At 73.4% G+C, this 23719-nt stretch carries 17 protein-coding genes; 10 read left to right on the top strand and 7 right to left on the bottom strand.

Annotation, left to right across the window (positions count from 1 at the left end):
- Both MKK70_RS18430 and MKK70_RS18425 read right to left on the bottom strand, forming a co-directional pair.
- The coding region (locus tag MKK70_RS18430) for a methyl-accepting chemotaxis protein (RefSeq protein ID WP_243949268.1) at positions 1–1089 on the bottom strand (1089 nt) is incomplete at its 3' end.
- A gap of 284 nt (positions 1090–1373) precedes the next feature.
- Complete coding sequence (locus tag MKK70_RS18425) at positions 1374–4526, bottom strand: ribonuclease E/G (RefSeq protein WP_243949266.1); 3153 nt, start codon at positions 4524–4526, stop codon at positions 1374–1376.
- A gap of 794 nt (positions 4527–5320) precedes the next feature.
- Between MKK70_RS18425 and MKK70_RS30680 the strand changes: the two genes are divergently transcribed.
- Together MKK70_RS30680 and MKK70_RS18420 are read left to right on the top strand one after the other, a co-directional pair.
- Positions 5321–5446: a hypothetical protein gene (locus MKK70_RS30680; RefSeq protein WP_279593292.1), complete on the top strand. Its 126-nt coding sequence runs from the start codon at positions 5321–5323 to the stop codon at positions 5444–5446.
- A gap of 217 nt (positions 5447–5663) precedes the next feature.
- Complete coding sequence (locus MKK70_RS18420; RefSeq protein WP_243949265.1) at positions 5664–6278, top strand: ParB-like protein; 615 nt, start codon at positions 5664–5666, stop codon at positions 6276–6278.
- Between the two features lie 16 nt (positions 6279–6294).
- Here MKK70_RS18420 and MKK70_RS18415 read toward each other — a convergent pair whose 3' ends face one another.
- Positions 6295–6690, bottom strand: a complete 396-nt coding sequence (locus MKK70_RS18415) for a PRC-barrel domain-containing protein (protein WP_147729430.1) — start codon at positions 6688–6690, stop codon at positions 6295–6297.
- 132 nt (positions 6691–6822) lie between these two features.
- Between MKK70_RS18415 and mepA the strand changes: the two genes are divergently transcribed.
- A complete protein-coding gene (mepA, locus tag MKK70_RS18410) occupies positions 6823–7755 on the top strand; it encodes a penicillin-insensitive murein endopeptidase (RefSeq protein WP_243949264.1) in 933 nt (310 codons plus the stop codon).
- 37 nt (positions 7756–7792) lie between these two features.
- On the opposite strand, the gene MKK70_RS18405 is transcribed toward mepA, so the two are convergent.
- Both MKK70_RS18405 and MKK70_RS18400 read right to left on the bottom strand, forming a co-directional pair.
- Positions 7793–8089 carry a hypothetical protein gene (locus tag MKK70_RS18405; RefSeq protein WP_243949263.1) on the bottom strand — a complete coding sequence of 99 codons (297 nt, stop codon included), beginning with the start codon at positions 8087–8089 and terminating at the stop codon, positions 7793–7795.
- Positions 8090–8151: 62 nt separating this feature from the next.
- On the bottom strand, positions 8152–9054 hold the full coding sequence (locus tag MKK70_RS18400; protein WP_147844337.1) for a LysR family transcriptional regulator: 903 nt from the start codon (positions 9052–9054) through the stop codon (positions 8152–8154).
- Between the two features lie 156 nt (positions 9055–9210).
- On the opposite strand from MKK70_RS18400, the gene MKK70_RS18395 reads away from it, so the two are divergent.
- From MKK70_RS18395 to atzF, 5 genes are all read left to right on the top strand, one after another.
- Positions 9211–10155, top strand: a complete 945-nt coding sequence (locus MKK70_RS18395; RefSeq protein ID WP_147728326.1) for an ABC transporter substrate-binding protein — start codon at positions 9211–9213, stop codon at positions 10153–10155.
- A gap of 115 nt (positions 10156–10270) precedes the next feature.
- Positions 10271–11137 carry an ABC transporter permease gene (locus tag MKK70_RS18390; protein ID WP_279603708.1) on the top strand — a complete coding sequence of 289 codons (867 nt, stop codon included), beginning with the start codon at positions 10271–10273 and terminating at the stop codon, positions 11135–11137.
- Between the two features lie 17 nt (positions 11138–11154).
- Entirely contained in the window at positions 11155–11934 is a 780-nt protein-coding gene (locus tag MKK70_RS18385; RefSeq protein ID WP_147728329.1) for an ABC transporter ATP-binding protein, read from the top strand.
- A 225-nt stretch (positions 11935–12159) separates the two neighbouring features.
- A complete protein-coding gene (locus tag MKK70_RS18380; protein WP_147728330.1) occupies positions 12160–12975 on the top strand; it encodes an alpha/beta hydrolase in 816 nt (271 codons plus the stop codon).
- 146 nt (positions 12976–13121) lie between these two features.
- Positions 13122–14921, top strand: a complete 1800-nt coding sequence (gene atzF, locus MKK70_RS18375; protein WP_243949262.1) for an allophanate hydrolase — start codon at positions 13122–13124, stop codon at positions 14919–14921.
- A 22-nt stretch (positions 14922–14943) separates the two neighbouring features.
- On the opposite strand, the gene MKK70_RS18370 is transcribed toward atzF, so the two are convergent.
- Together MKK70_RS18370 and MKK70_RS18365 are read right to left on the bottom strand one after the other, a co-directional pair.
- Positions 14944–15594 carry an invasion associated locus B family protein gene (locus MKK70_RS18370; RefSeq protein WP_147860114.1) on the bottom strand — a complete coding sequence of 217 codons (651 nt, stop codon included), beginning with the start codon at positions 15592–15594 and terminating at the stop codon, positions 14944–14946.
- Between the two features lie 8 nt (positions 15595–15602).
- Positions 15603–19811 (bottom strand): YadA-like family protein, encoded by a 4209-nt coding sequence (locus MKK70_RS18365; protein ID WP_243949261.1) that lies wholly within the window; start codon positions 19809–19811, stop codon positions 15603–15605.
- A 701-nt stretch (positions 19812–20512) separates the two neighbouring features.
- Here MKK70_RS18365 and MKK70_RS18360 point away from each other — a divergent pair.
- Positions 20513–23194 (top strand): DUF3772 domain-containing protein, encoded by a 2682-nt coding sequence (locus MKK70_RS18360; RefSeq protein WP_243949260.1) that lies wholly within the window; start codon positions 20513–20515, stop codon positions 23192–23194.
- Positions 23195–23521: 327 nt separating this feature from the next.
- Positions 23522–23719 (top strand): GDP-mannose 4,6-dehydratase (locus MKK70_RS18355; protein ID WP_243949259.1); only part of this gene is annotated, 198 nt, incomplete at its 3' end.

The following is a 23719-nucleotide window of genomic DNA, read 5'->3' as shown; positions in this document are numbered from 1 at the left end:
GGGCAGGATCGGATCGACGGTGATCGTCATCATGCCGGTATGCGGCACCGCGCCGATCAGCACCGAGGCGAGGCGGCGCTTCCAGGCGGCGCAGTCGGCCGGCAGGCGGGCGAGGGCGAGGGTGAGCGGGTCGCCGTCCATGCGGTCGAGCAGGGTGCGGCTCATCGCTTCGAGCGCCTCGAGCTGGCCGATCGCGTCCTGGATCTCGCCGCGGGACTTCTCGGTGCCGGCGGCGATCCGGCCGACATTGGTCGCGATCTCGCCGGTGGCGAGGATCTGCTGCTCCATCACCTCGGCCATCGCCCGCATCTCCGAGGCGGCCTCGGCGACCGCCGCGCTCTCCGCCTCGACGCGGGCGTTGGCGCGGTCCATCACCTCGGAACCCGCCGCGACCGCGGCGCGGCTGTGGCCGACCGCGGCGTGCATCGCCGACAGCTCGGTCTGGAGCGCGGAGAGCCGCGCGCGGATCTCGTCGGTGGCGCGGGCGGTCTGGCCCGACAGCGCCTTCACCTCGCCGGCGACGACGGCGAAGCCCCGCCCCGCCTCGCCGGCGCGCGCCGCCTCGATGGTGGCGTTGAGCGCCAGCAGGTTGGTCTGGGCCGAGATCGAGGCGATCGCGGTCGCCATCTCCTCGATCCGCCGCGCGGCCGCCGCGAAGCCTTCGAGGCGCCCGCCGATCTCGGACGTGCCGACCTGGATCTCCTGCATCCGCTCGCCGGCCTGGCGCATGTCGGCCGCGCAGACCACGATGCCCTCGCGCGCACGCTCGGCCGTCTCGGCCGAGGTCTGCGAGCGGGCGGCGATCTCGCTGGTCGAGGCGGCCAGTTCCTCGCTCGCCGCCGCGATCAGCCGGGCCTGGTCGGCGACCTGGGCGGAATCGTGGGTGAGCCAGCCGATCGAGGTCCCGGCCGAGGAGGCCGCGGCCGACAGGCGCCCGGGCAGCCGCAACGTCTCGGGGTCGGCCGGCGGCGCGACCGGCGCGGGGGCCTCGTCGGCGACGCGGTCGAGGACGGCGGGGGCAACGCTGGCGGGAGCGACTACCGAAAGGGCCGGCCTTTCAGTCCTGGCTTTGCGGAAGTAGCTCAACATCGATTGTGTCCCCTGCCGTAAAGCTTCAACCTAAGATGGAATAGGTCAATAAGGGGTTTAGACCGGGCGCGTTTGCTCGGAGAGCGGCCGACATTCGGCTGTTCCCGGGACCTCGACCCGTTGCCGTGGGCCGTGGGGACCGCCCGGCGCGACCGGCGGCGGCGGACGCAGGAACGGCGCTCCACCCGGCCGCCCGCGGCCGATTGGTGTCCATGCCCCTAAAAATTCGGCTCACGACACGGGATGTCGTGAGCCGGATCCGGTTCAGCCCGTCTCGCGCAGGCTCATTCGCCGGTGAGCGCCGCCTTGGTGCGCGACCACCAGCCGGCCCGCTTCGGCCGGTCGGGATCGGACGGCTCGCTGAGCACCACCGCCACCGGCTCCGGAGCCCGTGCGGGGGCTGCGGGCGCGGGCTCCTCGGCGGCGGCCGGCTCGGGGGAAGGCTGCGCCGGGGCTTCGGCGGGCGCCGCCTCCACCGGGCTCGAGACCGGCAGCTCGACCGCGGTCTCGACGGGCGGCACGGCCGCGGCGATCGCCTCGGCGACGGCCTCGGCGCTCACCGGCTGCTCCGGCTGCAGCTCGGCGATCGGATCGCCGGCCTCATCGGGCGACGCGTCGGCTTCGAACGCGGCGCCTTCGGATAGGGGGGACTCGGACAGCGTGGCCTCGCCGCCGTCCCGGCCGCGGCCCTCGGCGCGGCCGCGGCCGCCCCGACGTCCCCGGCGCCGGCGGCGGCCGCCGGCATCCTCCTCGCCGTCGGCCGGCGCCGCGGACTCGCGGGCCTGCGCCTCGGCGGGCTCGGCGTCGCCGCCCTCCGTGGCCTCGCCTTCGTTGATATCGCCCGGGATGGCGTCGCCCTCGGCGTCCTCGTCGCCCGCCTCGGCGCCGGCCTGCGCGCCGCGCTCGGCCTCGCCGCCCTCGGGCCGGCCGCCGCGCTTGCGCCGGCGACGCCGGCGGCGGCGCTGGCCGTCGCCCTCGTCCGACTTCTCCGAGCGCTCGGCACCGGCCTCGCGCGCATCCTCGGCCTCGTCGTCCGCATCGGCCTCGCCGAGGGCGTCCTGCGCGAGCGCCTCCTCGGCGGTCTCGTCCTCGGCCTCCTCGAAGCCGTCGTCCTCCTCGATCTCGGAGATCGGCGAGATCGCCACGGCGCGGATCCCGGTGACCGGGCCCTCGGCGCGCTGGGCCGGCTCGCCGCGATCGAGCTGGTAGGCGGTGGTGGCGCCGAGCCGCTCGTCGGCGGCGATCGTCACGCTGACGCCGAAGCGCATCTCGAGCTCGTGCAGGTGCCCGCGCTTCTGGTTGAGGATGTAGAGCGCCACCTCGGTGCGGGTGCGCAGGATCAGGTTGTGGCTCGACGCCTTGAGCAGCGCCTCCTCGATCGCCCGCAGGATGTGCAGCGCGACCGACGCGGTGGCGCGCACGAAGCCCGATCCGCCGCAATGCACGCACGGGATCGACGAGGATTCGAGCACGCCGGTGCGGATGCGCTGGCGGCTCATCTCCATCAGGCCGAAGGGCGAAATCCGCCCGACCTGGATGCGGGCGCGGTCGTTCTTCAGGCAGTCGTTGAGCTTCTTCTCGACCGCGCGGTTGTTGCGCTTCTCCTCCATGTCGATGAAGTCGATCACCACCAGGCCGGCGAGGTCGCGCAGGCGCAGCTGGCGGGCGACCTCCTCGGCCGCCTCCATGTTGGTGCGCAGCGCGGTGTCCTCGATGTCGTGCTCGCGGGTCGAGCGCCCGGAATTCACGTCGATCGAGACCAGGGCCTCGGTCGGGTTGATCACGAGGTAGCCGCCGGACTTCAGCGTCACGTGGGTCGAGAACATCGCGTCGAGCTGCTGCTCGACGCCATGCTTGGCGAAGATCGGCGTCGGGTCGCGATAGGGCTTCACCACCTTCGCCTGCTGCGGCATCAGCATCCGCATGAAGTCGCGCGCTTCCGCGTAGGCCGCCTCGCCCGAGACCAGGACCTCGTCGAGGTCCTTATTGTAGAGGTCGCGGATCGCCCGCTTGATCAGCGAGCCCTCCTCGTAGACCAGCGCCGGCGCGGTCGAGGACAGGGTCAGCTCGCGCACGCTCTCCCACAGCCGCATCAGGTATTCGAAGTCGCGCTTGATCTCCGGCATGGTGCGCGAGGCGCCCGCCGTGCGCAGGATCACGCCCATGCCGTCGGGCACCTCCAGCGCCTGGGCGGTCTCCTTGAGGCGCTTGCGGTCGGCGGCCGAGGTGATCTTGCGGGAGATCCCGCCGCCGCGGCCGGTGTTCGGCATCAGCACCGAGTAGCGGCCGGCGAGCGACAGGTAGGTGGTGAGCGCCGCGCCCTTGGTGCCGCGCTCTTCCTTGACGACCTGCACCAGGATGATCTGGCGGCGCTTGATCACCTCCTGGATCTTGTAGTGGCGGCGGTGGCTGCGCGGGCGCTCTGGCAGCTCGCCGAGCGCGTCGCCGTTGCCGCCGACCTGCGAGATCTTCGGCTCGGCGTCGGGATCCTCGTCGCCCTCGTCCTCGTCGGACTCCTCGTCGTCGCCGTCCTCGTCCTCGTCGTCCGAATCGTCGTCCTCGTCCTCGTCGTCGGACTCGTCCTCGTCGGGCTCATCCTCGGACGCCGCCGGCGCCTCGGCGACGGTGAGGCTCTCGGCCACGGCGACGATCGCCTCGGGGCGCGGCGCCGCGTCGGCGGCCTCGGGAGCGACCGCATCGCGGGGCGCGTCGGCCTCGGGCGCGTGGGCCTCCGCCGTGTCCTGCGTCTCCGCGGCGGGCTCGCCGATCGCCGTCTCGGGCAGGCTGGCGGACGCGTCGCTTCCCGGCGCGATGGCGCCCTCGGCCGGCGCCTCGCCCGACGCCGTCCCGCCGGCGTGATCCGCGCCGGACCCGGTCTCGTGCGCCGGCGCCTCGTGCACGTGCGTCTCGTGCCCTTGCGTCTCGTGCGCCTGGGCCTCGTCGTGACGGGGCTCGCCGGCCTGGGCGCCGTGCTCGTCCGCGTGCGAAGCCTCGTGCGACGTCTCGGTCGCGTGCGCGACATCCTCGGCGCTCACGGTCTCGTCGAGCTTGGCCGCGGCGGCCTCGGCCCGGCGCCCGCGGACGCGGCGGCCGTTGTTGCGCGGCGACTTGCGGCGGCGCTCCTCGCGCTCGCGGTGCTCCTCGGCGTCGCGGGCCTCGTCCTCGAGCAGCGCCTGCCGGTCGGCGAGCGGGATCTGGTAGTAGTCGGGGTGGATCTCCGAGAAGGCGAGGAAGCCGTGGCGGTTGCCGCCGTACTCGACGAAGGCGGCCTGGAGCGAGGGCTCCACGCGCGTCACCTTGGCAAGGTAGATGTTGCCGCGAAGCTGGCGCCGGTTGGCCGCCTCGAAGTCGAATTCCTCGACCCTAGAACCGTGAACCGTGACGACCCGGGTCTCTTCCGGATGCATCGCGTCGATGAGCATCTTGTTGTTGGCCATGACGAACTTTCGACATGGCGGCGGACGTCGCTCTCCTGGGCCCGTGTCCCGGTGGAGCCTCGCCCGGCCTGAAGGCCGTCAGGGAGAGGGCTCGCGCCGGCCTCGAAACCGAGGCCGCGGGGGCTGAACTGAAGGGATTGCCGTCAACCGCCGCTCGGCGCGCGCTTCCGCTGCGCCTGGGGTTGAACCTGATCGGGGGAACGGACGGATCGGCGCGACGCGCATCGCGCACGCTGACGGCACGGGCAACGGCAATCGATGCTGTGCCTCCGTCCATCTGTATTCCCGACCTCGCGAAAACCATCTCGACCGTCCCGTCATGCCGAGGCGGCCGCGAATTCCATGAAACTCATGCGCCGGGACGAGGCCCGTCGCGTGTGCAGATCCCCGGCCGTCCAGGGCCGCAGCGGCGGAGAAGCGTCGCCGCCGAGGGCGCGCCGTCGCCCGTTCGCGGGCGTCGGCGCACAAACGATCCCGTGAGGACCGGACAGGGCCTGCCATCATTACAGATCGTCGCAGGGCTTTGGCAAGGCCGAGCCGAAACGCCGCCGGAGCGGGCCCGGCGCGGCGCGGGTTTCAAAGCGGGCGGCGTGTTCGCGGCGGGCCCGGCGGCCCGCTCCGCCGGCCGCATGGTTCCGGGATCGAGCCCCTTAATCTCGCCGGCTTTGGAGCGCGTCCTGGCGGCGTGGCCCCAGCGGCACCGCGGATGCGGCGCTCGGCCGGGGCCGCCGCGATGACGATTCTGCCGGACGACCCCTCGGACGACCCCCTCGGATGGAGCGCGCGAGCCCTTGTTGAAAACCATTGCCCTGGTCGCCTCGGTCGCCGCCTTCCTCGCGGTCCGGGCCCTCGTGAAGTTCCTGCTGCTGCCGTTCCGCGCGCTTCGGCACCTGCGCAAGGACAGCCCGGTCTCGACCTGAGACCCGGCCCTGGCGGCGCGCATGCGCGTGCCGCGGGCAGCGCGACGGCATCGCTGAAGTCAGCCGTTGCAAGGTTCGGCTGCGAGGCTCGGCTGCGAGGCCGCCGGCTGTCGCAACCGTGAACGGCAGGGTGCCGATCGCGCCTTCCCGCCGGCACCGGAATCATGACAGATCGCCGCGGGGGCCTCGAGAGCCCGGCCGTGGGAACACCGAATCGATGGCCATCCGAGAGCCGGTGCTGGCGCCCGTCCCGATCGCGGATCTGCGCCCGACGCAGATGACCGTGGGCTACCGGGAGGTCGCCGAGAAGCGCCGGCGCTGGCGCGACTACGACGAGGACAAGCGCGCCGCCTTCCTCGGGGCGCACATGGTGCCGACCCTGCTCGGGCCGAAGAAGCACCACTACGTCATCGACCACCACCACCTCTCCCGCGCCCTCATGGAGGAGGGCGTCGAGAGCGTTCTGGTCACCGTGGTCGCCGACCTGCACCACCTCGAGAAGGATGCGTTCTGGACGGTGTGCGACCACAAATCGTGGGTCCACCCCTACGATGCGGACGGCGTCCGCGTCGGGTTCAAGGAGATCCCGAAGACGATGGGGGACCTCGCCGACGACCCCTTCCGCAGCCTCGCCGGCGAGCTGCGCCGGGCCGGCGGCTTCGCCAAGGACACCACGCCGTTCAGCGAGTTCCTCTGGGCCGACTATCTCCGCCGCCACATCAAGCCCAAGCGGGTCGCGAACGACTTCTCGGCCGCGCTCGAGGAGGCGATGGCCTTGGCCAAGGCGCCCGAGACCAACTACCTGCCGGGCTGGTGCGGGCCGACGACGTAGCCGGGCCGCGCCCGCGTCACAGGCCCCAGTACGGCGCCGCGTTGTAGTAGCGGTGGACCCGCTCCTCCCAGGCGCGGTCCTCGGCCGGATCGGTGCCCTCGGGCGAGCGCGGCGGCGCGTCGCGCAGCTGCGCCTCGGTGATGTCGACGACGTAGGCGTCGTGCTCGGGCGAGAAGCGCAGCACGCCCCAGGGCAGGGTGTGGAACCCCTCGCCGAGACCGAGGAACCCGCCGAAGCTCATCACCGCGTAGGCCACCTGGCCCGAGCGCTTGTCCAGCATCAAGCGCTCGATCCGCCCGACCTTGGTGCCGTCGGGGCGGCGCACGTCGGTGCCGACGACGCGGTCGTGGGCGATCAGGCTGCGGGGCTGCTCGTCGGGGTTCGCGGCCGGGATCTCGGGTGCGGGCGTCATGCGGCGGCCTCGGGCTCGGTGGGTGCGCCCGCGCTCGGCGGGCGCGGCACGGGTCTGCCCGAAAAACGCCCCGGCGACGGGCGACGTTCCGATCCTCGACGCGCGACCGCCGGACCGGATACACAGACCCGCATGCACAAGCGCCGCCTCGCCCTCCCCGCCGCCCTGGCGCTCACCTCGGCGCTCGCGGCCTCCGCCGCCCACGCCCAGGACAAGGGCAGCCTCAACCCGAAGCCCCTGCCGCCGCTGGAGAATCCCGACGCGCCCTCGACCCCGGCCAAGGCGCTGTTCGGCCGGGTCACCGGCCCGACCTCCGGCCCGACCCACGCCTACGGCTCCTATGCCAAGGGCTGCTTCTCGGGCGGCGCCGCGCTGCCGATCGACGGGGCGACGTGGCAGGTGATGCGCCTGTCGCGCAACCGGAACTGGGGCACGCCCTACCTCGTCGACTTCCTGGAGCGGCTGGCTGGCAAGGCGCCGCGGGTCGGCTGGCCGGGCTTGCTCGTCGGCGACATGTCCCAGCCCCGCGGCGGCCCGATGCTCACCGGCCACGCCTCGCACCAGCTCGGGCTCGACGCCGACGTGTGGCTCACCCCGATGCCGGACCGGCGCATGACGCGGGCGGAACGCGAGGAGACCTCGGCCACCGACATGGTGCGGCCGGACCGCCTCGACATCGACCCCGACACCTGGACGCCGGAGCGGCTGAGCCTGATCCGCCTCACCGCCGAGCAGCCGGAGGTGGCGCGCATCTTCGTCAACCCGGCGATCAAGAAGGCCCTGTGCCGCGAGGCGGACGGCAACCGCGGCTGGCTGCGCAAGGTGCGCCCGATGTACGGGCACAACTACCACTACCATATCCGCCTCGCCTGCCCGGACGGCCAGGATTCCTGCGGCGACCAGGCCGCCCCGCCCCCGGGCGACGGCTGCGGCGAGGAGCTCGCCTACTGGTTCAGCGACGCGATCCTCCACCCGAAGCCGGCGAAGACCAAGCCGAAGCCGCGGCCGACGATGACCATGGCGGCCCTGCCGGCCGAGTGCCGGATGGTGCTGAAGGCGCGCTGAGGCCCGGTCTTCCGAGCTTGTCTGCCGGCGCGTCGGATCAGGCCAGCTCCTCGCCGGGCGTCGGCTCGGCCGCGGCGGCGCCCGGCTCCGGCGCGGGGGCCGGCGGGGCGGCGGGCGGCTGGTCGACCAGCGTGCCGATCAGGTCGAGCAGGGCCCGGTGCTCCGGCCCGCCCGCGCCGGCGCGCAGGAAGGCGCCGATCGCGGTCTCGGAGGTGCGGCCGCCGGACGACGCGTTCGGCTCGTGCAGGATCACGGCCTCGGCGCCGTCGGCGCGGCGGAGCCACCAGCGGTCGCCGTTCTCGCTCGCGTGGATCAGGCGTCGGTCGGTCTTCATGGCGTCGCTGTCCTGGTTGGCCCGCACGGGAAAGTCGGCGAGCGCGGTTTCGCTCCCGCGCCTCAGGCCCCCGCCTGCCGCCGGTCGAGGCTCTGGGTGAGCTGGTCGGCGAACTTCGCCGCGGCGACGGAGAGCAGGCGCCCGCGCAGCTGCCCGAGGATCATCACCATCGGGTCGAGGTCGCGCCCGTCGATCGGGCGGCTGACGAGGCGGGGATCGTCGGGGATGCCGCTCGGCACCTGCAGGCTGACCGCCTCCTCGCGCAGCACGAGGTTGCGCAGGAACTCGAGCGAGCTCGATTCGACCACCGGCCCGAGCGGCACCCCCCGCCGCGCCAGGGCCTGCTCGAGGTGCAGGCGGATCGCCAGCGACCGGTCGGGCAGCGCCATCGCGTGGGCGAGGCAGTCGCGCAGGCGCACCGGCCCGGTCTCGCGGGCGAGGGGATGGCCGGCCCGCATCAGCGCGCAGAGCGGCTGGCGGCAGGAATACAAAACGTGCAGGTCGGCCGAGGGCGGCGGCTGCAGCACCAGGGCGAGGTCGGCCTCGAACGCGGTCAGCGCCGCCACCGCCTGGACGTGGTCGCGGACCTGCACCGTGAACCCGACCAGCGGAAACCGCCCGCGATAGGCCTGGACCTCCTCCGGCACCACCTGCGTGACGAAGGCCTGGCTGCAGGCGAGCGCCACGTGCCCGCGCCGGACCCCGGAGAGGTCGGCGATCTGCGAGCGCACCCGCTCGAGGTCGGCGAGCTGGTCGCGCGCGTGCCGGACCAGCAGCTCGCCGGCCGCGTTGAGCCGCATCCCCTGCGCCAGCCGCTCGAAGATCGGCGTGCCGAGCTCGTACTCGATGTCCTGGACCTGACGGGTCAGCGCCGAGGGCGCGATGTTCAGGCGCTCGGCCGCCCGGCGGATCGAGCCGCTTCGGGCGATCTCGGCGATGCAGGCCAGCGTCCGGGTGTGCTTCATCGCCAAGACCCGCTTCGGGCACGGGTCCTGCAACCCGCTCCGGCAAGCCTAGGCCACCCGTTGCCCGAACCGCAACGGCACGATCCCGAACGAGCACTCGTTTGCAACGGTCGGCGCAACTAGGCTCCAAATCGTCGCCGACCCCGGAGTGAAGCCATGATCGACCGCCGCACCCTCCTCGCCGGCCTCGGGGCCGGGCTGGTCTCGGCCCCGTTCGTCGCCCGGGCGGCGGAGCCGGTGACGATCCGCATGGGCTCGCTCAAGCTGATCCACTCGATCGCGCCGTACTTCTACGAGCGCTTCACGCCGGCGGGCACCCGGGTCGAGGTGATCCCGTTCGAGAGCCCGACCGAGTGCAAGAACGCGGTGGTCACCAAGTCGGTGGATTTCGGCACCTTCGGCATCGCCTCGGCGACGCTGGGCGCGGCCGCCGGCGAGCCGCTGACGGTGATCGCCTCGACCTGCAACGGCGGCATGGCGATCATCTCCAGGAAGGATTCCGACATCCGCGCGATCAAGGACCTCAAGGGCAAGCGCGTCGCCCTGTGGCCCGGCTCGACGCAGGAGGTGTTCGCCCTCGAGCGCATGCGGATGGAGGGGCTGTCGATCCGGGACATCGTGCCGGTGCGGATCTCGTTCTCGGAGATGCACATCGCCCTGGCGCGGGGCGACATCGACGCCTATGTCGGCGCCGAGCCCGCCCCCGGCGTCAGCCTGTCGAGCGGCGTCGGCCAGCTCGTCGAGTACCCCTACGGCACCGCGATGGGCTCGCTCAACATGGTGTTCGGCACCCACCGCGACACGATCGCGAGCAAGCCGGACCTCGTGCGCACCATGCTGGAGATCCACCGCAAGGGCACCGAGTTCGCGGCCAAGAACCGCGACGCGATGATCGACATGGCGGTGGCCAAGCTCGGCCAGAAGCGCGAGGCGCTGGCGATCTCGGCCCCCAACGTCGACCTGACGTGGCAGCTCGGCCCGGACGAGGTCAAGAAGGCCGAGGCCTACGCCCAGCACATGCTCGCCCTCAAGCAGATCAAGCGCCTGCCCGAGCCCGGCTTCATCGACACCACCTTCGTCGACGCGATGCGGGACGCGTGACATGAGCGCGATGGCAGCGACGGAGGCCGGATCGGCCGCCGCCGGCGACGCGGCGCTCCCCCTCTCCCGTTCGGGAGAGGGTTGGGGTGAGGGGTCCGGTCTGTCCGGAGAGGTCATGCCCCTCGCCCTGTCCCCCTCCCGAACGGGAGGGGGGACCCGCGCTACACGCCATCGCGACCGGGCCTCGTTCGCCGTGAGCATCCTCCGGCGCCTGACGGCGCCCGCCCTCGCGCTCGCCCTCCCCGTCGCGCTCGCGCTAGTCTGGCACCTCGCCACCGTCGGGAGACCCTACAGCCTGATCCCGCCGCCGGCCGAGGTCTGGACCGAGATGCGGGATCTGGCCGTCGGCGGGATCAACGACGACGCCTTCAGCGGCACGCTGTGGACGCATCTCGCCGCCTCGCTCGCCCGCGTCTTCGGCGGGTTCGCGCTGGCCGCGGCCGCCGCCCTGCCGCTCGGGCTGCTGATCGGACGCGTGCCGCTGATGCGGGCGCTGCTCGACCCGACCTTCCAGATCCTGCGGCCGGTGCCCGTCACCGCATGGCTGCCGCTGGCGATGATCCTGTTCGGGCTCGGGCCGCGCTCGGCCTACTTCCTGGTCTTCCTCGGGGCGTTCTACCCGATCCTCGTCAACACGATCTTCGGCGTGCGCTCGGTCGAGCCGCGATTGTTCGAGGCCGCGGCCATGCTGGGATGCACGGGGACGGCGCAGTTCGCCCGCGTCGTGCTGCCGGCCGCCCTGCCCTCGATCTTCACCGGCCTGCGCCTCGGCCTCGGCTTCGCCTGGGTCGTCATCGTGGTGGGCGAGATGACAGGGGTGCAGACGGGTCTCGGCGCGATCATCATGGAGGCGCGCCAGCTCTCCCGCACCGAGATCGTCATCTGCGGCATGGTGGTGATCGGCGTCGCTGGGTTCGTCTCCGACCGGATCGTCATGGAGATCGGGCGCCGCCTGCTCGCGTGGAGCCCCGCGCATGGTTGAGAACCGGAGATCCTCGGATGGCTGACCCGACCCTGCCGATCGTCGAGGTGCGCGACGTCTCCAAGACGTACCGCTCGCAGGGGCGCAGCACCGAGGCCCTGCGCGGCGCCAACCTCACCGTGCGCCGCGGCGAGTTCGTCTGCCTGCTCGGGGCCTCGGGCTGCGGCAAGTCCACCCTGCTGCGGATCGTGGCCGGCTTCGAGGCGGCCACCGGCGGCGAGGCCCTGATGTGGGGCAAGCCGATCCCCGGCCCGGGCCCGAGCCGCGGGATGGTGTTCCAGGATTACGGCCTGTTCCCCTGGCTCAGCGTGCGCGACAACATCGGCTTCGGCCCGAAGGCGCGGGGCCGCCCGGCCGCGGAGGTGCGCGACACCGCCGCCCGCTACATCGACCTCGTCGGCCTCGCGGCCTTCGCCGACGCCTACCCGCACCAGCTCTCGGGGGGCATGAAGCAGCGCGTCGCCATCGCCCGCGTGCTCGCCAACGAGGCCGAGGTGGTGCTGATGGACGAGCCGTTCGGGGCGCTCGACGCGATGACCCGCGAGCGGCTGCAGGACGAGCTGCTCGACCTGTGGAGCCGCACCGGCCTCACCGTGCTGTTCGTGACGCACGCGATCGAGGAGGCGATCTTCCTCGCCGACCGCATCGTGATGATGTCGCCCGGCCCCGGCCGGATCGAGGCGGTGCACGCGATCGACCTCCCCCGCCGCCGCGACGTGTCGAGCCCCGCCTTCAACGACGTGCGCCGCATGCTCTCGGCCCAGCTCCACAGCCACCATGCGCCGAAGGCGGCCTGAGGTGGCTGCGGCAGCGAGGATCGTATCCATCTCGGAGCCGCGACGCGGCCCCCTCTCCCAGGGGGAGAGGGTGGGGGTGAGGGGCGTGACCTCTCCGGACGGTTCTCATCCCTCACCCCAGCCCTCTCCCGCCCGGGAGAGGGGGCCCGCGCCTGCTTCGGAGGGCCTGGCGCCTGATCGAACGGCTGCGGCCTGAGCACGATCGCAAACCAGAGGCCGGCGACCATGCCCGAGACGACCGATTGGCAAGACCTCGACCGCGCGGCGCTGAGCCGGGCCTACGACAATTCCGGTGCGGTGGCCGACAGCGCCGCCATCGTCGCCGGCTGGCGCGCGCGCAGCGCCGCGTTCCGCGAGCGCCATGCCGAGGCGCTGGACCTCGCCTACGGGCCGGGCGAGCGCCAGCGCATCGACGTGTTCCGCTGCGGGCAGCCGAGCGCGCCGATGCTGGCCTTCCTCCATGGCGGCTACTGGCAGCGCAACGACCGGCGCGGGTTCTCCTGCATGGCCGAGGGGCCGCTGGCGCTCGGGCTCGACGTGGCGCTGGTCGGCTACACCCTGGCGCCGGAGGCGAGCCTGACCGCGATCGTCGCCGAGGCCCGCGCCGCCCTGGCGCTGCTGCGCGCCGATGGCGGCGGGCGCAGGCTCGTGGTCTCCGGCTGGTCGGCCGGCGGGCACCTCGCCGCGCAGGTCGCCGACGGGGCCGATGCCGGGCTCGCGATCAGCGGCCTCTTCGACCTCGCGCCGATCGCCGGCACGAATCTCAACGACGCCTTGAGCCTGAGCGCAGAAGAGATCGCGGCGCTCTCGCCGATCCGCCACCTGAGCCCGGGCGCGCCGCCCGTCGCGGTGCTGTACGGCGCCGACGAGCTGCCCGAGCTCCGGCGCCAGTCGGACGCCTACCACGCCGCCCGCCGCGCCCTGGGGCTGGACGGGCCGCTGATCCCGGTGACGGGCGCGAACCACTTCACCGTGCTCGACGCGCTGGTCGACCCCGAGGGCGCGATCGCCCGGACGGCGGCGCGGCTGGCCGGATTGTAGCGCCGACGCTCCCACCCCCCTCGTCCTGAGGTGCCGCAGCCGAGCGGAGGCCTCGAAGGAGCCCGCCTTCGAGGCCCGCCGGGGCGGGCGCCTCGGGACGCGGGGCGGGATGGGATCGCTTTCGAGAAGCACCACCGCGAGACGCCATGCCCCCGTTCCCGACGATTCCCGCCCTGCACGCGGCCTACGCCGCCGGCGACGACCCGCGCGCGATCCTGGCGGAGGTCTACCGCCGCATCGCGGCCGCCGACGATCCCGGCATCTTCCTGAGCCTGGTGCCGGAGGCGGAGGCCGCGGCGGCGCTCGCCGCGCTCGGCCCGTTCGATCCGGTGGGCAGGCCGCTCTGGGGCATCCCGTTCGCGGTGAAGGACAACGTCGACGTCGCCGGGATGGCGACGACGGCGGCGTGCCCGGGCTTCGCCTACACCGCGACCGAGACCGCCCACGCGGTCGAAAAGCTCCTGGCGGCGGGCGCGATCCTCGTCGGCAAGACCAATCTCGACCAGTTCGCCACCGGGCTGGTCGGCGTGCGCACGCCCTACCCGGTGCCGCGCAACGCCCTCGACCCGGCCTACGTGCCGGGCGGCTCCAGCAGCGGCTCGGCGGTGGCGGTCGCCCGCGGCCTCGTCGCCTTCGCGCTCGGCACCGACACGGCGGGCTCGGGCCGCGTGCCGGCCGGGCTGAACAACGTCGTCGGCTTGAAGCCCTCGCTCGGCAGCGTCTCGGCCCGCGGCATGGTCCCGGCCTGCCGGACGCTCGACACGCTCTCGGTCTTCGCCGGCACCGTCGCCGACGCCGACGCCGCCTTCCGCGCCATGGTCGGCTACGATCCCGCCGACGCGTTCTCGCGGAGCCTGCCCGTGCCCGCCGCGTCCGCGGTCCCGCCCGGCCTGCGCCTCGGCGTGCCGGATGCGCAGGGGCTGGACTTCGCCGGCGACGCCCTGTCCGAGGCGGCCTTCGCCGCGAGCCTCGCCGACCTCGAAGCCCTCGTCGGCGCCGGCCGCCCGGTCGACTTCGCGCCGATATTCGCGACCGCGCGCCTGCTCTACACCGGCCCGTGGGTGGCCGAGCGCTACCAGGCGATCCGCGCCGTGATCGAGACGCGGCCCGAGATCCTACATCCGACGACGCGGGCCGTGATCGAGAACGCCGAACACTTCTCGGCGGCCGACGCCTTCGGCGGGCTCTATCGCCTCGCCGAGCTGCGGCGGGCGGCCGACGCGGTCTGGGACGCGGTCGACGTGCTCGCGGTGCCGACCTATCCGCGGCCGCGCACGGTGGCGGACCTCGCCGCCGACCCGATCGGGCCGAACAGCGAGCTCGGCACCTACACCAACTTCGTCAACCTGCTCGACTGGTGCGCGCTCGCCGTGCCCGGGCGCTTCCGGGCCGACACGTTCCCCGCGGGGGTGACGCTGCTGGCCCCCCGCGGCCGCGACGGGCTGCTCGCGGCGCTCGGCGCCCGGCTGCACGCGGCGTCCGGCGTGCCGATCGGGGCGAGCGCCGTGCCGGTGCCGGCGGCGACCGAGCCGGCGGGGCGGGCGGCGGGCGAGGCGATCGAGCTGGCGGTGGTCGGCGCGCACCTCTCCGGCCTCGCCCTCAACGGCGAGCTCACGCGCCTCGGCGCCCGCTTCCTGCGCGCGGTCGCGACGGCGCCGGACTACCGCTTCTACGCGCTGCCCGGCGGCCCGCCGCACCGGCCGGGCCTGCTGCGGGTGGCGGCCGGCACCGGCGTCGCGATCGAGACCGAGGTCTGGGAACTGTCGCCGGACGCCTTCGGCCGCTTCGTGTCCGCCATCCCGGAGCCCCTCGGCATCGGCACCCTGCACCTGTCCGACGGCACCCGGCCGAAGGGGTTCCTGGTCGAGGCCGAGGGCGTCGGCGGCGCCGAGGAGATCGGCCGCTACGGCGGCTGGCGCGGATACTTGGCCCGCGCCCAGCGCTGAGGCCGGCCTGCGCGGGAGAGGGCTACTTGATGCCGGCGATCGCCGCGGCGAGGCCGTCGAGGGAGGTCGCGATGGCGACGGGGGCGGCGCTCTCGCTCCGGCGATAGCGGACGCGGACGGCGGCGCGCCCGGCGATCGCCCGCCGCAGGGCCTCGTCGACGGGCAGGAAGCCGAGGCACAGGCTGGCGTTGCAGCTTTCCAGGCGGATCACGGTCTCCTCGGCGGTGCCGAACGCCAACCCGACGGTGTGGGCCGACCACGCCCCGACCGGCGCGCGCACCACGAAGACCGGCGCGCCGGCGCTGGTGGCGGCGAGCGACCAGCTGAAGGCGAAGACCCCGTCGCCGTCGACGATCGATTGCGACGCGTTGCAGACCCGGCGGCGCCGGCGCAGGTTCTCGTCGCAGATCAGGGTCCAGCCGCCGAAGGCCTGGATCATCCGGCGGGTGTCGCCCGGCGCCTCGCCCGGCGGCGGCGCCCCCTCCGGCGGGTGGACGCGGTAGGCCGGCGCCGCGAACTGGGCGCGCGGCGGGTCGTCGGTGGAGACGGTGCCGCGCATCGCGATCGACCCCAGGGGGCCGTCTCCGCCCGACGGCCCGTGCCCCTGGCCGCACGCGGGCGCGGCGAGCAGCAGGGCCGCGAGGGCCGCCGCCGCGGTGGCGTGCGCGCGCATCGCCGGCCTCAGTTGAGGGTGAAGCTGGCGCCGGCGCCGATCCCGAAGTCGCGGCCGGCGGCGACGCCGGTAGCGTTGACCCGCGCGGACCCGTCGGGGAGCGTGTAGCCGATGCCCATCGAGGCCGCGCCCTCGCCGCGCCACACGCCGCCGCCGGCGGCCATGCTCAGCTTGCCCGGGCGGTCGTCGAAGCGGAGCGAGGCGGCGGCCAGGCCGATCGCCGCGCCGCGGCGCGCCTCCTGGCGGACCTGCCCGACCTCGTTCTGCAGGCCGGCGAGCTGGCTGCCGAAGGCGGTCATCTGCTTCTCCAGCGGCGCGACGCGGGCGTCGGTGTAGGCCGTGCTCGCGGCGTAGCTCGCCTGCACCCGCTGGTCGGTATAGGCGAAGCTCTGCGCCTTCGCGGTCGCGACCTGCCCCGTGACCTGGCCGAGATTGGCGGCGTCGGTCGGCAGCACGCCGGCGGCGACGTTGCGGATCAGCACCGGCTGGTTCGGGTCGCTGCCGGCCAGCGTCAGCGACTGCCCGCGCCCGCCGGTCGCCGGGTCGACGTCGTACTTGACGGCGAAGGTGTCGACCGCCGCGAGCGCGTCGCCGACGCCGGAATATGCCTTGCCGCCGATGGCATAGGTCGGCCCGGTGAAGCTGCCGTCGGCGGCAAAGCCCGCGCCGCCGCCCAGCGCGCCGGCGAGGTTGCCGCCGACCGCGCGGAGCTGGCGCAGGTTGACCGCATCCGTGTCCTGCGTGCCGCCGGCGACGTTGACGATCTGCCGCTCCGCGCCCTCGGCCCCGACCGAGACGGCGCCCGCGGTCGAGGCGACGGCGGCCCCCGAGAACGCCTCGGCGGCCCCCGAGAGCCCGGCGCGGCGGGCGACCGCGTTGGCGCCGAGCGCGACGCCGCCGGCCGCGCTCGCCACCGAGGCCGGGCCGATGGCGACGCTGTCGGCGCCGGTGGCCTGGGCCGCGGCACCGGTGCTGCGCACCGCCACGTAGCGGCTGCCGACGGTGTTGAGGTTGGTCACCGCGGCGTCGAGGCTGCCGAGCGCCGAGCCGACGTCGCCGAAGCGCGAGCCCTGGATCGCGTAGCTCGGTGCGGTCACCGACCCGTCGGCGGCCACGCCCGCGCCGCCGCCGAGGCTTTTCGCCAGCGAGGCGGAGAGCCCGTAGACCTGCCCGCCGTCGACCGCCTCGGTCGAGCCCGCGGCGATCCGGCCGCCGGCGATTCCGGTGAGCGTGCGCGCCGTGCCGTTGCGGTCGGCGAAGCTCACCGTGGTGCCGTCGGTATTGGCACCGACGGTCAGCCCGCGCGTCGCCTGATCCTGCTGGACCAGGCCGACGGTGCCGTTGGCGACCCCCGCCGACAGGCCCGCGACCGCCTGGTTCGTCGCGTAGAGCTGGCTGCCGTTGACCGCCTCGTTGGAGGCCGCCGACAGCGTCCCTGCCGCGACGCCGGCGACGGTGCGGCCGGTGCCGCCGGCATTGGCGAGGTTCAGCACCGTGCCGTCGGTCGCGGCGCCGATGCTCAGCTCGCGGCTGGCCTGGTCCTGCCGCAGCAGGCCGATCGTGCCCTGCACGATGCCGCTCTGGAGGCTCGCGAGGTTGCCGTTCGTGGCGGCGAGCCCGCTGGCATTCGCCGCCACCGCCTGGTTGGTGTCGTAGAGCTGCCCCCCGGTCACCGCATCGGCCGAGCCGGCGGCGATGGTGCCGTCGCTGAGCCCGGTGAGCAGGCGGGTGCCGCCCGAGGCGTTGCGCAAGGTCAGGCGGGTGCCGTCCGTACCCGCGCCGACGGCGATGTCGCGGGTGGTCGGGTCCTGCTGCACCAGGCCGATCGTGCCGGCTCCGATCGCCGATTGCAGGGTGCTGGTCTGGGCGCCGTTGGCCGCCACCGCCTGGTTGGTGTCGTAGAGCTGGCTGCCGTTGACCGCCTCGTCCGAACCGGCGGCGACCGCGCCGGCGGAGACGCCGCGCAGGACGCGGCCGTTGCCGGCGCTGTTGCGGAAGTCGACGAGCGCCCCGTCCGTCGCCGAGGCGACCAGGATCGCGCGGCTCGTCGGGTCCTGCTGCACCAGGCCGATCGTGCCGTCGGTGATGCCCTGGCGCAGGGTGCCGATCGCGCCCGCGTTGGTGGCGATGTCGCTGGTGTTGGTCGCGACCCGGAGGTTCGTCGCGTAGAGCTGGTCGCCGTTGACCGCATCGGTCGAGCCCGCGGCGAGGCGGCCGGCCGAGACGCCGCGCAGCGCGACCGCGTTGCCGCCGTTGCCCCGGGCGAGGTCGACCACGCCAGTCGGGTTGTTCGCGCCGTCCGGCACGTACTGCACCGCGAGGCGGTTGGTCGCCGCGAGCGCCGAGCCGACGTCGCCGTAGGTCTGGCCGCCGACGGCGTAGGCCGGGGCGGTGAACGCGCCGGTCACCGGGTTGAACGCGGCGCCCGCCCCGAAGATCTGCATCACGGCGTTGCCACCGAGGCGAAGCTGGCCGACCGTCGCCGCGTCGCCGTCGGCGCTGCCGGCGGCGAGCCCGGTCAGGCGGCGCGCGCCCGCGGTGCCGGTGAAGTCGACCACGCTGCCGTCGGTGGCCGAGCCGACCGTGATGGTGCGGCTCGCAGCATCCTGCTGGACGAGGCCGATCGTGCCGGCGTCGAGGCCGCTGCGCAGCGCGGTGAGGTTGCCGGCGTTCGTCGCCACGGCCTGGTTCGTCGTGAACAGCTGGCCGCCGTTGACCGCGTCGGTCGAGCCCGAGGCGAGGCTTCCCGGGGCGACGTTGTGCAGGGCGACCGGAGCGCCGCCGTTGGCGCCGACCAGCGTCGCGTCGTTCGAGGGCGTGGCCGGGTTCGCGGTCGTCGGGTCCGCCGACGTGGAATATCGCAGCGGCATCTGCGACAGCGCCACGGCGCCGCTGTCGGTCGTCGCCGGCGCGAGCCCGGTGATGCCGACCGCCGAGCCGACGCTGCCGCCGCGGGTCAGGTCGATGCCGGCGAGCCGGTTGCCCGAACCGTCGGTGTCGTAGCGCAGGCCGAGCTGGTCGATGGCGCCGACGACGCCGGGCACGGTGGCGTAGGGCTTTCCGTTGTAGCTGTAGCTCGGCGCCGTGTAGGTGCCGTCGCTGCCGAAGCTGCCCCCGAGCGCGGTCGCGTTCCCGGCGACGCCGTTCCCGACCGAGCGGAGCTGGCGCAGGTTGACCGCGTCGGTGTCCTGCTGGCCGCCGGCGACGTTGGTGATCTGCCGCTCCGCGCCCGCCGCGCCGACCGAGAGCTCGGTGTTGGCCGAGGAGAGGGTGGTCGTGGTGTAGGCCTCGGTGCCGCTCAGGCTGCCGCGCAGCGCCATCGAGCCGGCGCCGAGCGCCACCGAGCGCGCCTTGGTCGCCGAGGCGCCGCTGCCGAGCGCCAGCGCCGACCCGCCGACGGCGTTGGAATTGTCGCCGATCGCGATGTTGCTGGCGGTCGGGTTGCTGCCGGTCTCGCCGGCGACGGAGAGCCGGCCGAGCGCCAGCGCATCCTGCCCGTAGGCGCTGGCGATGAAGCCCTGGGCGAACGAGAAGTCGCCGACCGCGTAGGATTGCCGTCCCAGGGCGATGGCGACGTCGCCGAGCGCCTGGTTGTTGGTTCCGAGCGACAGGGTCGAGCGGCCGGTGGCGATGTTGGCGTAGCCGATCGCGACGCCGTAGGAGCCGGACGCGGCGTTGTTGGCGCCGATCGCGGTCGAGTTGAAGGTCCCGGTGCCGGCTGCGTTGTTGTAGCCGACGGCGACGCCGCCGGCGGCGCCGACGGTGGACTTCTTGCCGATCGCGGTGCCCGACGGCTGCGCGCCGGCATTGACCTCCCCGGGACCCGGCGGCGTGGTGCTGCCGTTCGCGCCGTTCCGGATGTCGCCCCCGGTCCCGGCCGTCGGGTTGCCGACGCCGTTGGCGTCCCGGTAGTTGATGATGCCCTGGTTGGTCGTCGCCGATTGCGCGGCGGCGCCCGAGCCGATCGCCACGGATCCGGCACCGGACGAGCTCGCGTTGTAGCCGCCGGCGAAGGACTCGTCGCCGCCGGCCGCCGCGTTCGGGCCGACCGCGGTCGAATTCGCTCCGGCCGAGGTGGCGCCGGTGCCGGCATTGTAGGCCTGTGCCGAGGCCGAGCCCGTCGCGGCGAGGCCGAGCGCCAGGGCCAAGGCGGTCGTGGTCAGGAGGTCGCGGTGCAGGCGCGCAGCGGGGCGGTCGCAGGGTCGATGGCTGGGCATGACGGCCGGTATGTCTTCAAGGAACGCAACGCAGAGATCTGGACAGGCAAGGCGATGCCGCCGGCACGCGTGCGCAGGGCGCGCATGCGCGGGGTGGATTTCGATTGTTGGTCAAATCCTGCCGTGATCGTCGGATGACGCCCGACGTTTCAGGCAAGTGTGCTGGTGTCTTTGCTCGACGCGACTTCCCGATCGTGACGCTTGATTATTTTCTTATTTCCAGACCCATTCGGCGCTATTTGCGTCGCTCGGGTCTCTATTTCAGCCTACCTTGCTGTTCGGTCCGCGCTGTTCATGACTGGTTATCATTAAAACGATGCTACGCGCGGAGATGATAGCGCTGCCTCTCAAAGGGACAGGGCGGCGGCGCCCGCACGGTCGTCTCGGCGGGCGGGCTCGGGCGCGGCCCGCCGCCTCTTCGATCTCACGGCGACGTGAACGCGCCCGAGCGATACGCCGTTGCGGGGAGGCCCGCCGATCGCGAACCGGCATGGTCGGCGCGTTCCGCGACCGCGTCGGGACGGCGCCGGGAGAGAGGATTATCGTCTCCCCTGGCGCCCTCGGGCCGACGTGGCACGCTTTCGCCCCATTGATCGGCGACACGAAGCGTCTTTTGCGGCAGGGCGCCGCGGACGAGCGCCGCGTCGCCCACGCCCCTTCCCGCCCCACCCTGCCCCGCCGCCGAGCACCCAAGGAATTCGATGAGCCGTCGCCCGTCCGCGCGCAGCCGAACCGCCCGCGAAACGCGCCTGCGCAGCCCGATCCGTCCGGTGATCGTCGCCTCGCTGGCGGCGCTGCTGCTCGCGCCCGGCCTCGTGCAGGCGCAGGCGCCCGCCGCGCAGCCGACGGCCCCCGCCAAGGCCGAGAAGGCGCCCGACGGCAAACCGGCCGAGGGCAAGTCCTCGGATGGCAAGTCCTCGGATGGCAAGCCGGTCGAGGCGAAACCGGCGGACGCCAAGCCGGCCCCTCCGAAACCCGAGATGTCCGAGGCGCTCAAGGCGGTCCGGGCCAGGCTCGACGCGGCCAAGAACGACCTCGCCGCGCGCGAGAAGGAGCTGGCCCGCACCGATCTCGGCACGCCGGAGCTCTCCGCCATCCGCGACGGCGTCGGCCCGGTCACCGACGAGATCCGCACGATCATCGGCCGTCTCGACGCGCCGCTGGAATCGGCGCGCGAGCGCCTGACCCAGCTCGGGCCGAAGCCGAAGGACGCCGAGGAGAGCCCGGAGGTGGCCCAGGAGCGGGTCGAGCGCGACGCGGCGGTCTCGCGCATCGACGAAACCCAGCGGCTGGCGCGCTCGCTCCTCGTCCAGGGCGACCAGATCATCGACCGGGTCTCGAACCGGCGCCGGGAATCCTTCACCAAGGGGCTGTTCGAGCGCAGCCAGGCGCTGGTCAGCCCGCAGCTCTGGAGCCGGGTCGCGGCCGACGTCCCCCGCGACATCCGTTCGCTCCAGAGCGCGCTGTCCGACATCCTGCTGCTGTTCTCGCGCAACGGAACGCTCGGCAACCTGCTGATGCTTGGCCTCGCCTTCGGCGTGTCCGTGGCGCTGTATTTCGGCCGGCGCAACATCGCCCCGCGGCTCGGCCGGCGCGACGCGGCGATGACCGACCCGAGCCGGCGCCAGACCCTGCTCGGCGCGTGGCGGGTGCTGCTGCTCGGCACCGTGCCGGCGGTGATCGGATCCTACACGGTGTACTACGCCCTCGACGCCACCGACCTGCTGCCCTCCCGGCTGCTTCCGGTGGCCGGCGCGATCCTGGCCGGCCTCGCCTTCATCGCCTTCGTCGAGGCCCTGTGCGACGGCCTGCTCTCGCCGGACAAGCCGCAGTGGCGGCCGGCGCCGGTGAGCGACGCGGCGGCGATCCGGGTGACGCGGCTCGCGGTCGGCATCGCCACGGTGATCACCGTGGTGAAGTCGATCGAGGCGCTGAACTCGGGCATCTCGGCGGCGCTGCCGATCTCGATCGCCACCCGCGGCATCGGCGCGGTCGCCACCGCGCTGATCCTCGCCATCGGCCTGCACCGCTTCGCCGACAAGGAGGAGGAGGAGGAGGCCTGCTTCGGCCCCTACGTGCCGACGAAGACCACCACCGGCATCGGCGGCCCGGCCCGGCTCGTCGGCTGGGCGGCGGTGGCCGTCATCGGCGTCGCCGCCCTCGTCGGCTACGTCGCCTTCGCGGCGTTCGTGATCGACCAGCTGGTCTGGACCGCGAGCCTGCTGGTGCTGCTCTACCTGCTGGTGCAGAGCGCCGACACCTTCGTCGGAGGCTCGCTCTCGGACGACACCCGGCTCGCCACCGCGCTCCAGGCCAATACCGGCCTGCGCAAGCGTTCGCTCAACCAGATCGCGGTGCTCTCCACCGGTGCCGCGCGGGTGCTGCTGTTCCTGATCGTGGCGCTCCTGGTGCTCGCGCCCTGGGGCCTCGATTCGACCGACATCGTCTCCTCGATCCGGCAGGCCTTCTTCGGCTTCAAGGTCGGCGACGTCACGATCTCGCTCTCGACGATCGCGCTCGGCCTCGGGATCCTGGTCCTCGGCATCGCCATCACCCGCGCGGTCCAGCGCTGGCTCGACCAGGTCTACCTGCCCGCCACCGACCTCGACGCGGGCCTGCGCAACTCGATCTCGACGGTGTCGGGCTATTGCGGCTTCCTGCTCGCCCTGGCGCTGGCCTTCTCCTATCTCGGCCTCAGCCTCGAGAAGCTGACGATCGTGGCCGGCGCGCTCTCGGTCGGCATCGGTTTCGGCCTGCAATCGATCGTCAACAACTTCGTCTCGGGCCTGCTCCTGCTCTGGGAGCGGCCGATCCGCGTCGGCGACCAGGTGGTGATCGGCGACTCGGAGGGCATCGTGAAGCGCATCTCGGTGCGCTCCACCGAGATCCAGACCTTCGACCGCTCGGCGGTGATCGTCCCGAACTCGAACCTGATCTCCGGCATCGTCAAGAACCGCGTCCGCGGCGACCGGACGGGCCGGGTCTCGCTGGTGGTCAACGTGCTGCGCAACCAGGACCCGGCGCGCGCCGCCGAGATGCTGCTCGCCTGCGCCGCCCAGCACGCCGACGTGCTGAAGGAGCCGGCGCCGCGCGTGGTGTTCCGCAAGATCGGCGACCCGTTCCTCGAGTTCGAGCTCGTGGTGATGATCGTCGACGTCAGCCTCGGCCAGAAGGTGCAGAACGACCTGAACTTCTCGGTGTTCAGGACCCTGTCCGAGGCGGGCTTCATCCCGCCGCTCGGGCCGGGCTCCAGCATCGTCACGGTGCAGGGCCTCGACGGGATGCAGGATGCGTTCTCGGAGATCGCCGGCCGGTTCCGCCCGCCGGCCGCCGAGGAGGGCCGCGACGGACGGCGCGACCTGAGCGCGATCGGCGCGCGGTAGCGCGCCGGCGGCGCCGAAAGCACGCCTCGGTAGATATCTCGCGCGATCATACTCGCTTGGGTTGCAGGGACGGGCGTCCTTGGCCAAACCTTCCGCATCGTTCGCGAGAGGGCGGGATGATTCGCGCAGGCGGCGGACGCGCGACGCCGCGGGCGACGCGACGGCCGCCGGGGGCGCGGACCCGCACGCCGCCCGCGGATCGGCCACGGATGTCGGGCCGTTCACGCGTTGAAGGCCCGGGTGCCGGCGGATATGCAGTCGCGGATCGCGGCGACCTCTCGCTCATCGACCGACGGAATGTCACGTTCAGAGGGAGAGGCTTCGCAGATGAGCACCAAGACGGCACTGATCACCGGCATCACCGGGCAGGACGGGGCGTATCTGGCGCAGCTGCTGCTGTCGAAGGGCTACGCGGTGCACGGGGTGGTGCGGCGCTCGAGCCATGCCGGGGTGTTCGACCACCGGCTGAAGTGGCTCGGGATCGAGAACGACGTGGAGCTCCACGACGGCAACCTGCTCGACCTG

It is taken from the genome of Methylobacterium sp. E-041, assembly GCF_022829665.1.
Classification (GTDB): domain Bacteria; phylum Pseudomonadota; class Alphaproteobacteria; order Rhizobiales; family Beijerinckiaceae; genus Methylobacterium.
The sequence above is the reverse complement of the archived record's forward strand: the minus strand, read 5'-3'. Positions and strand labels throughout refer to the sequence as shown.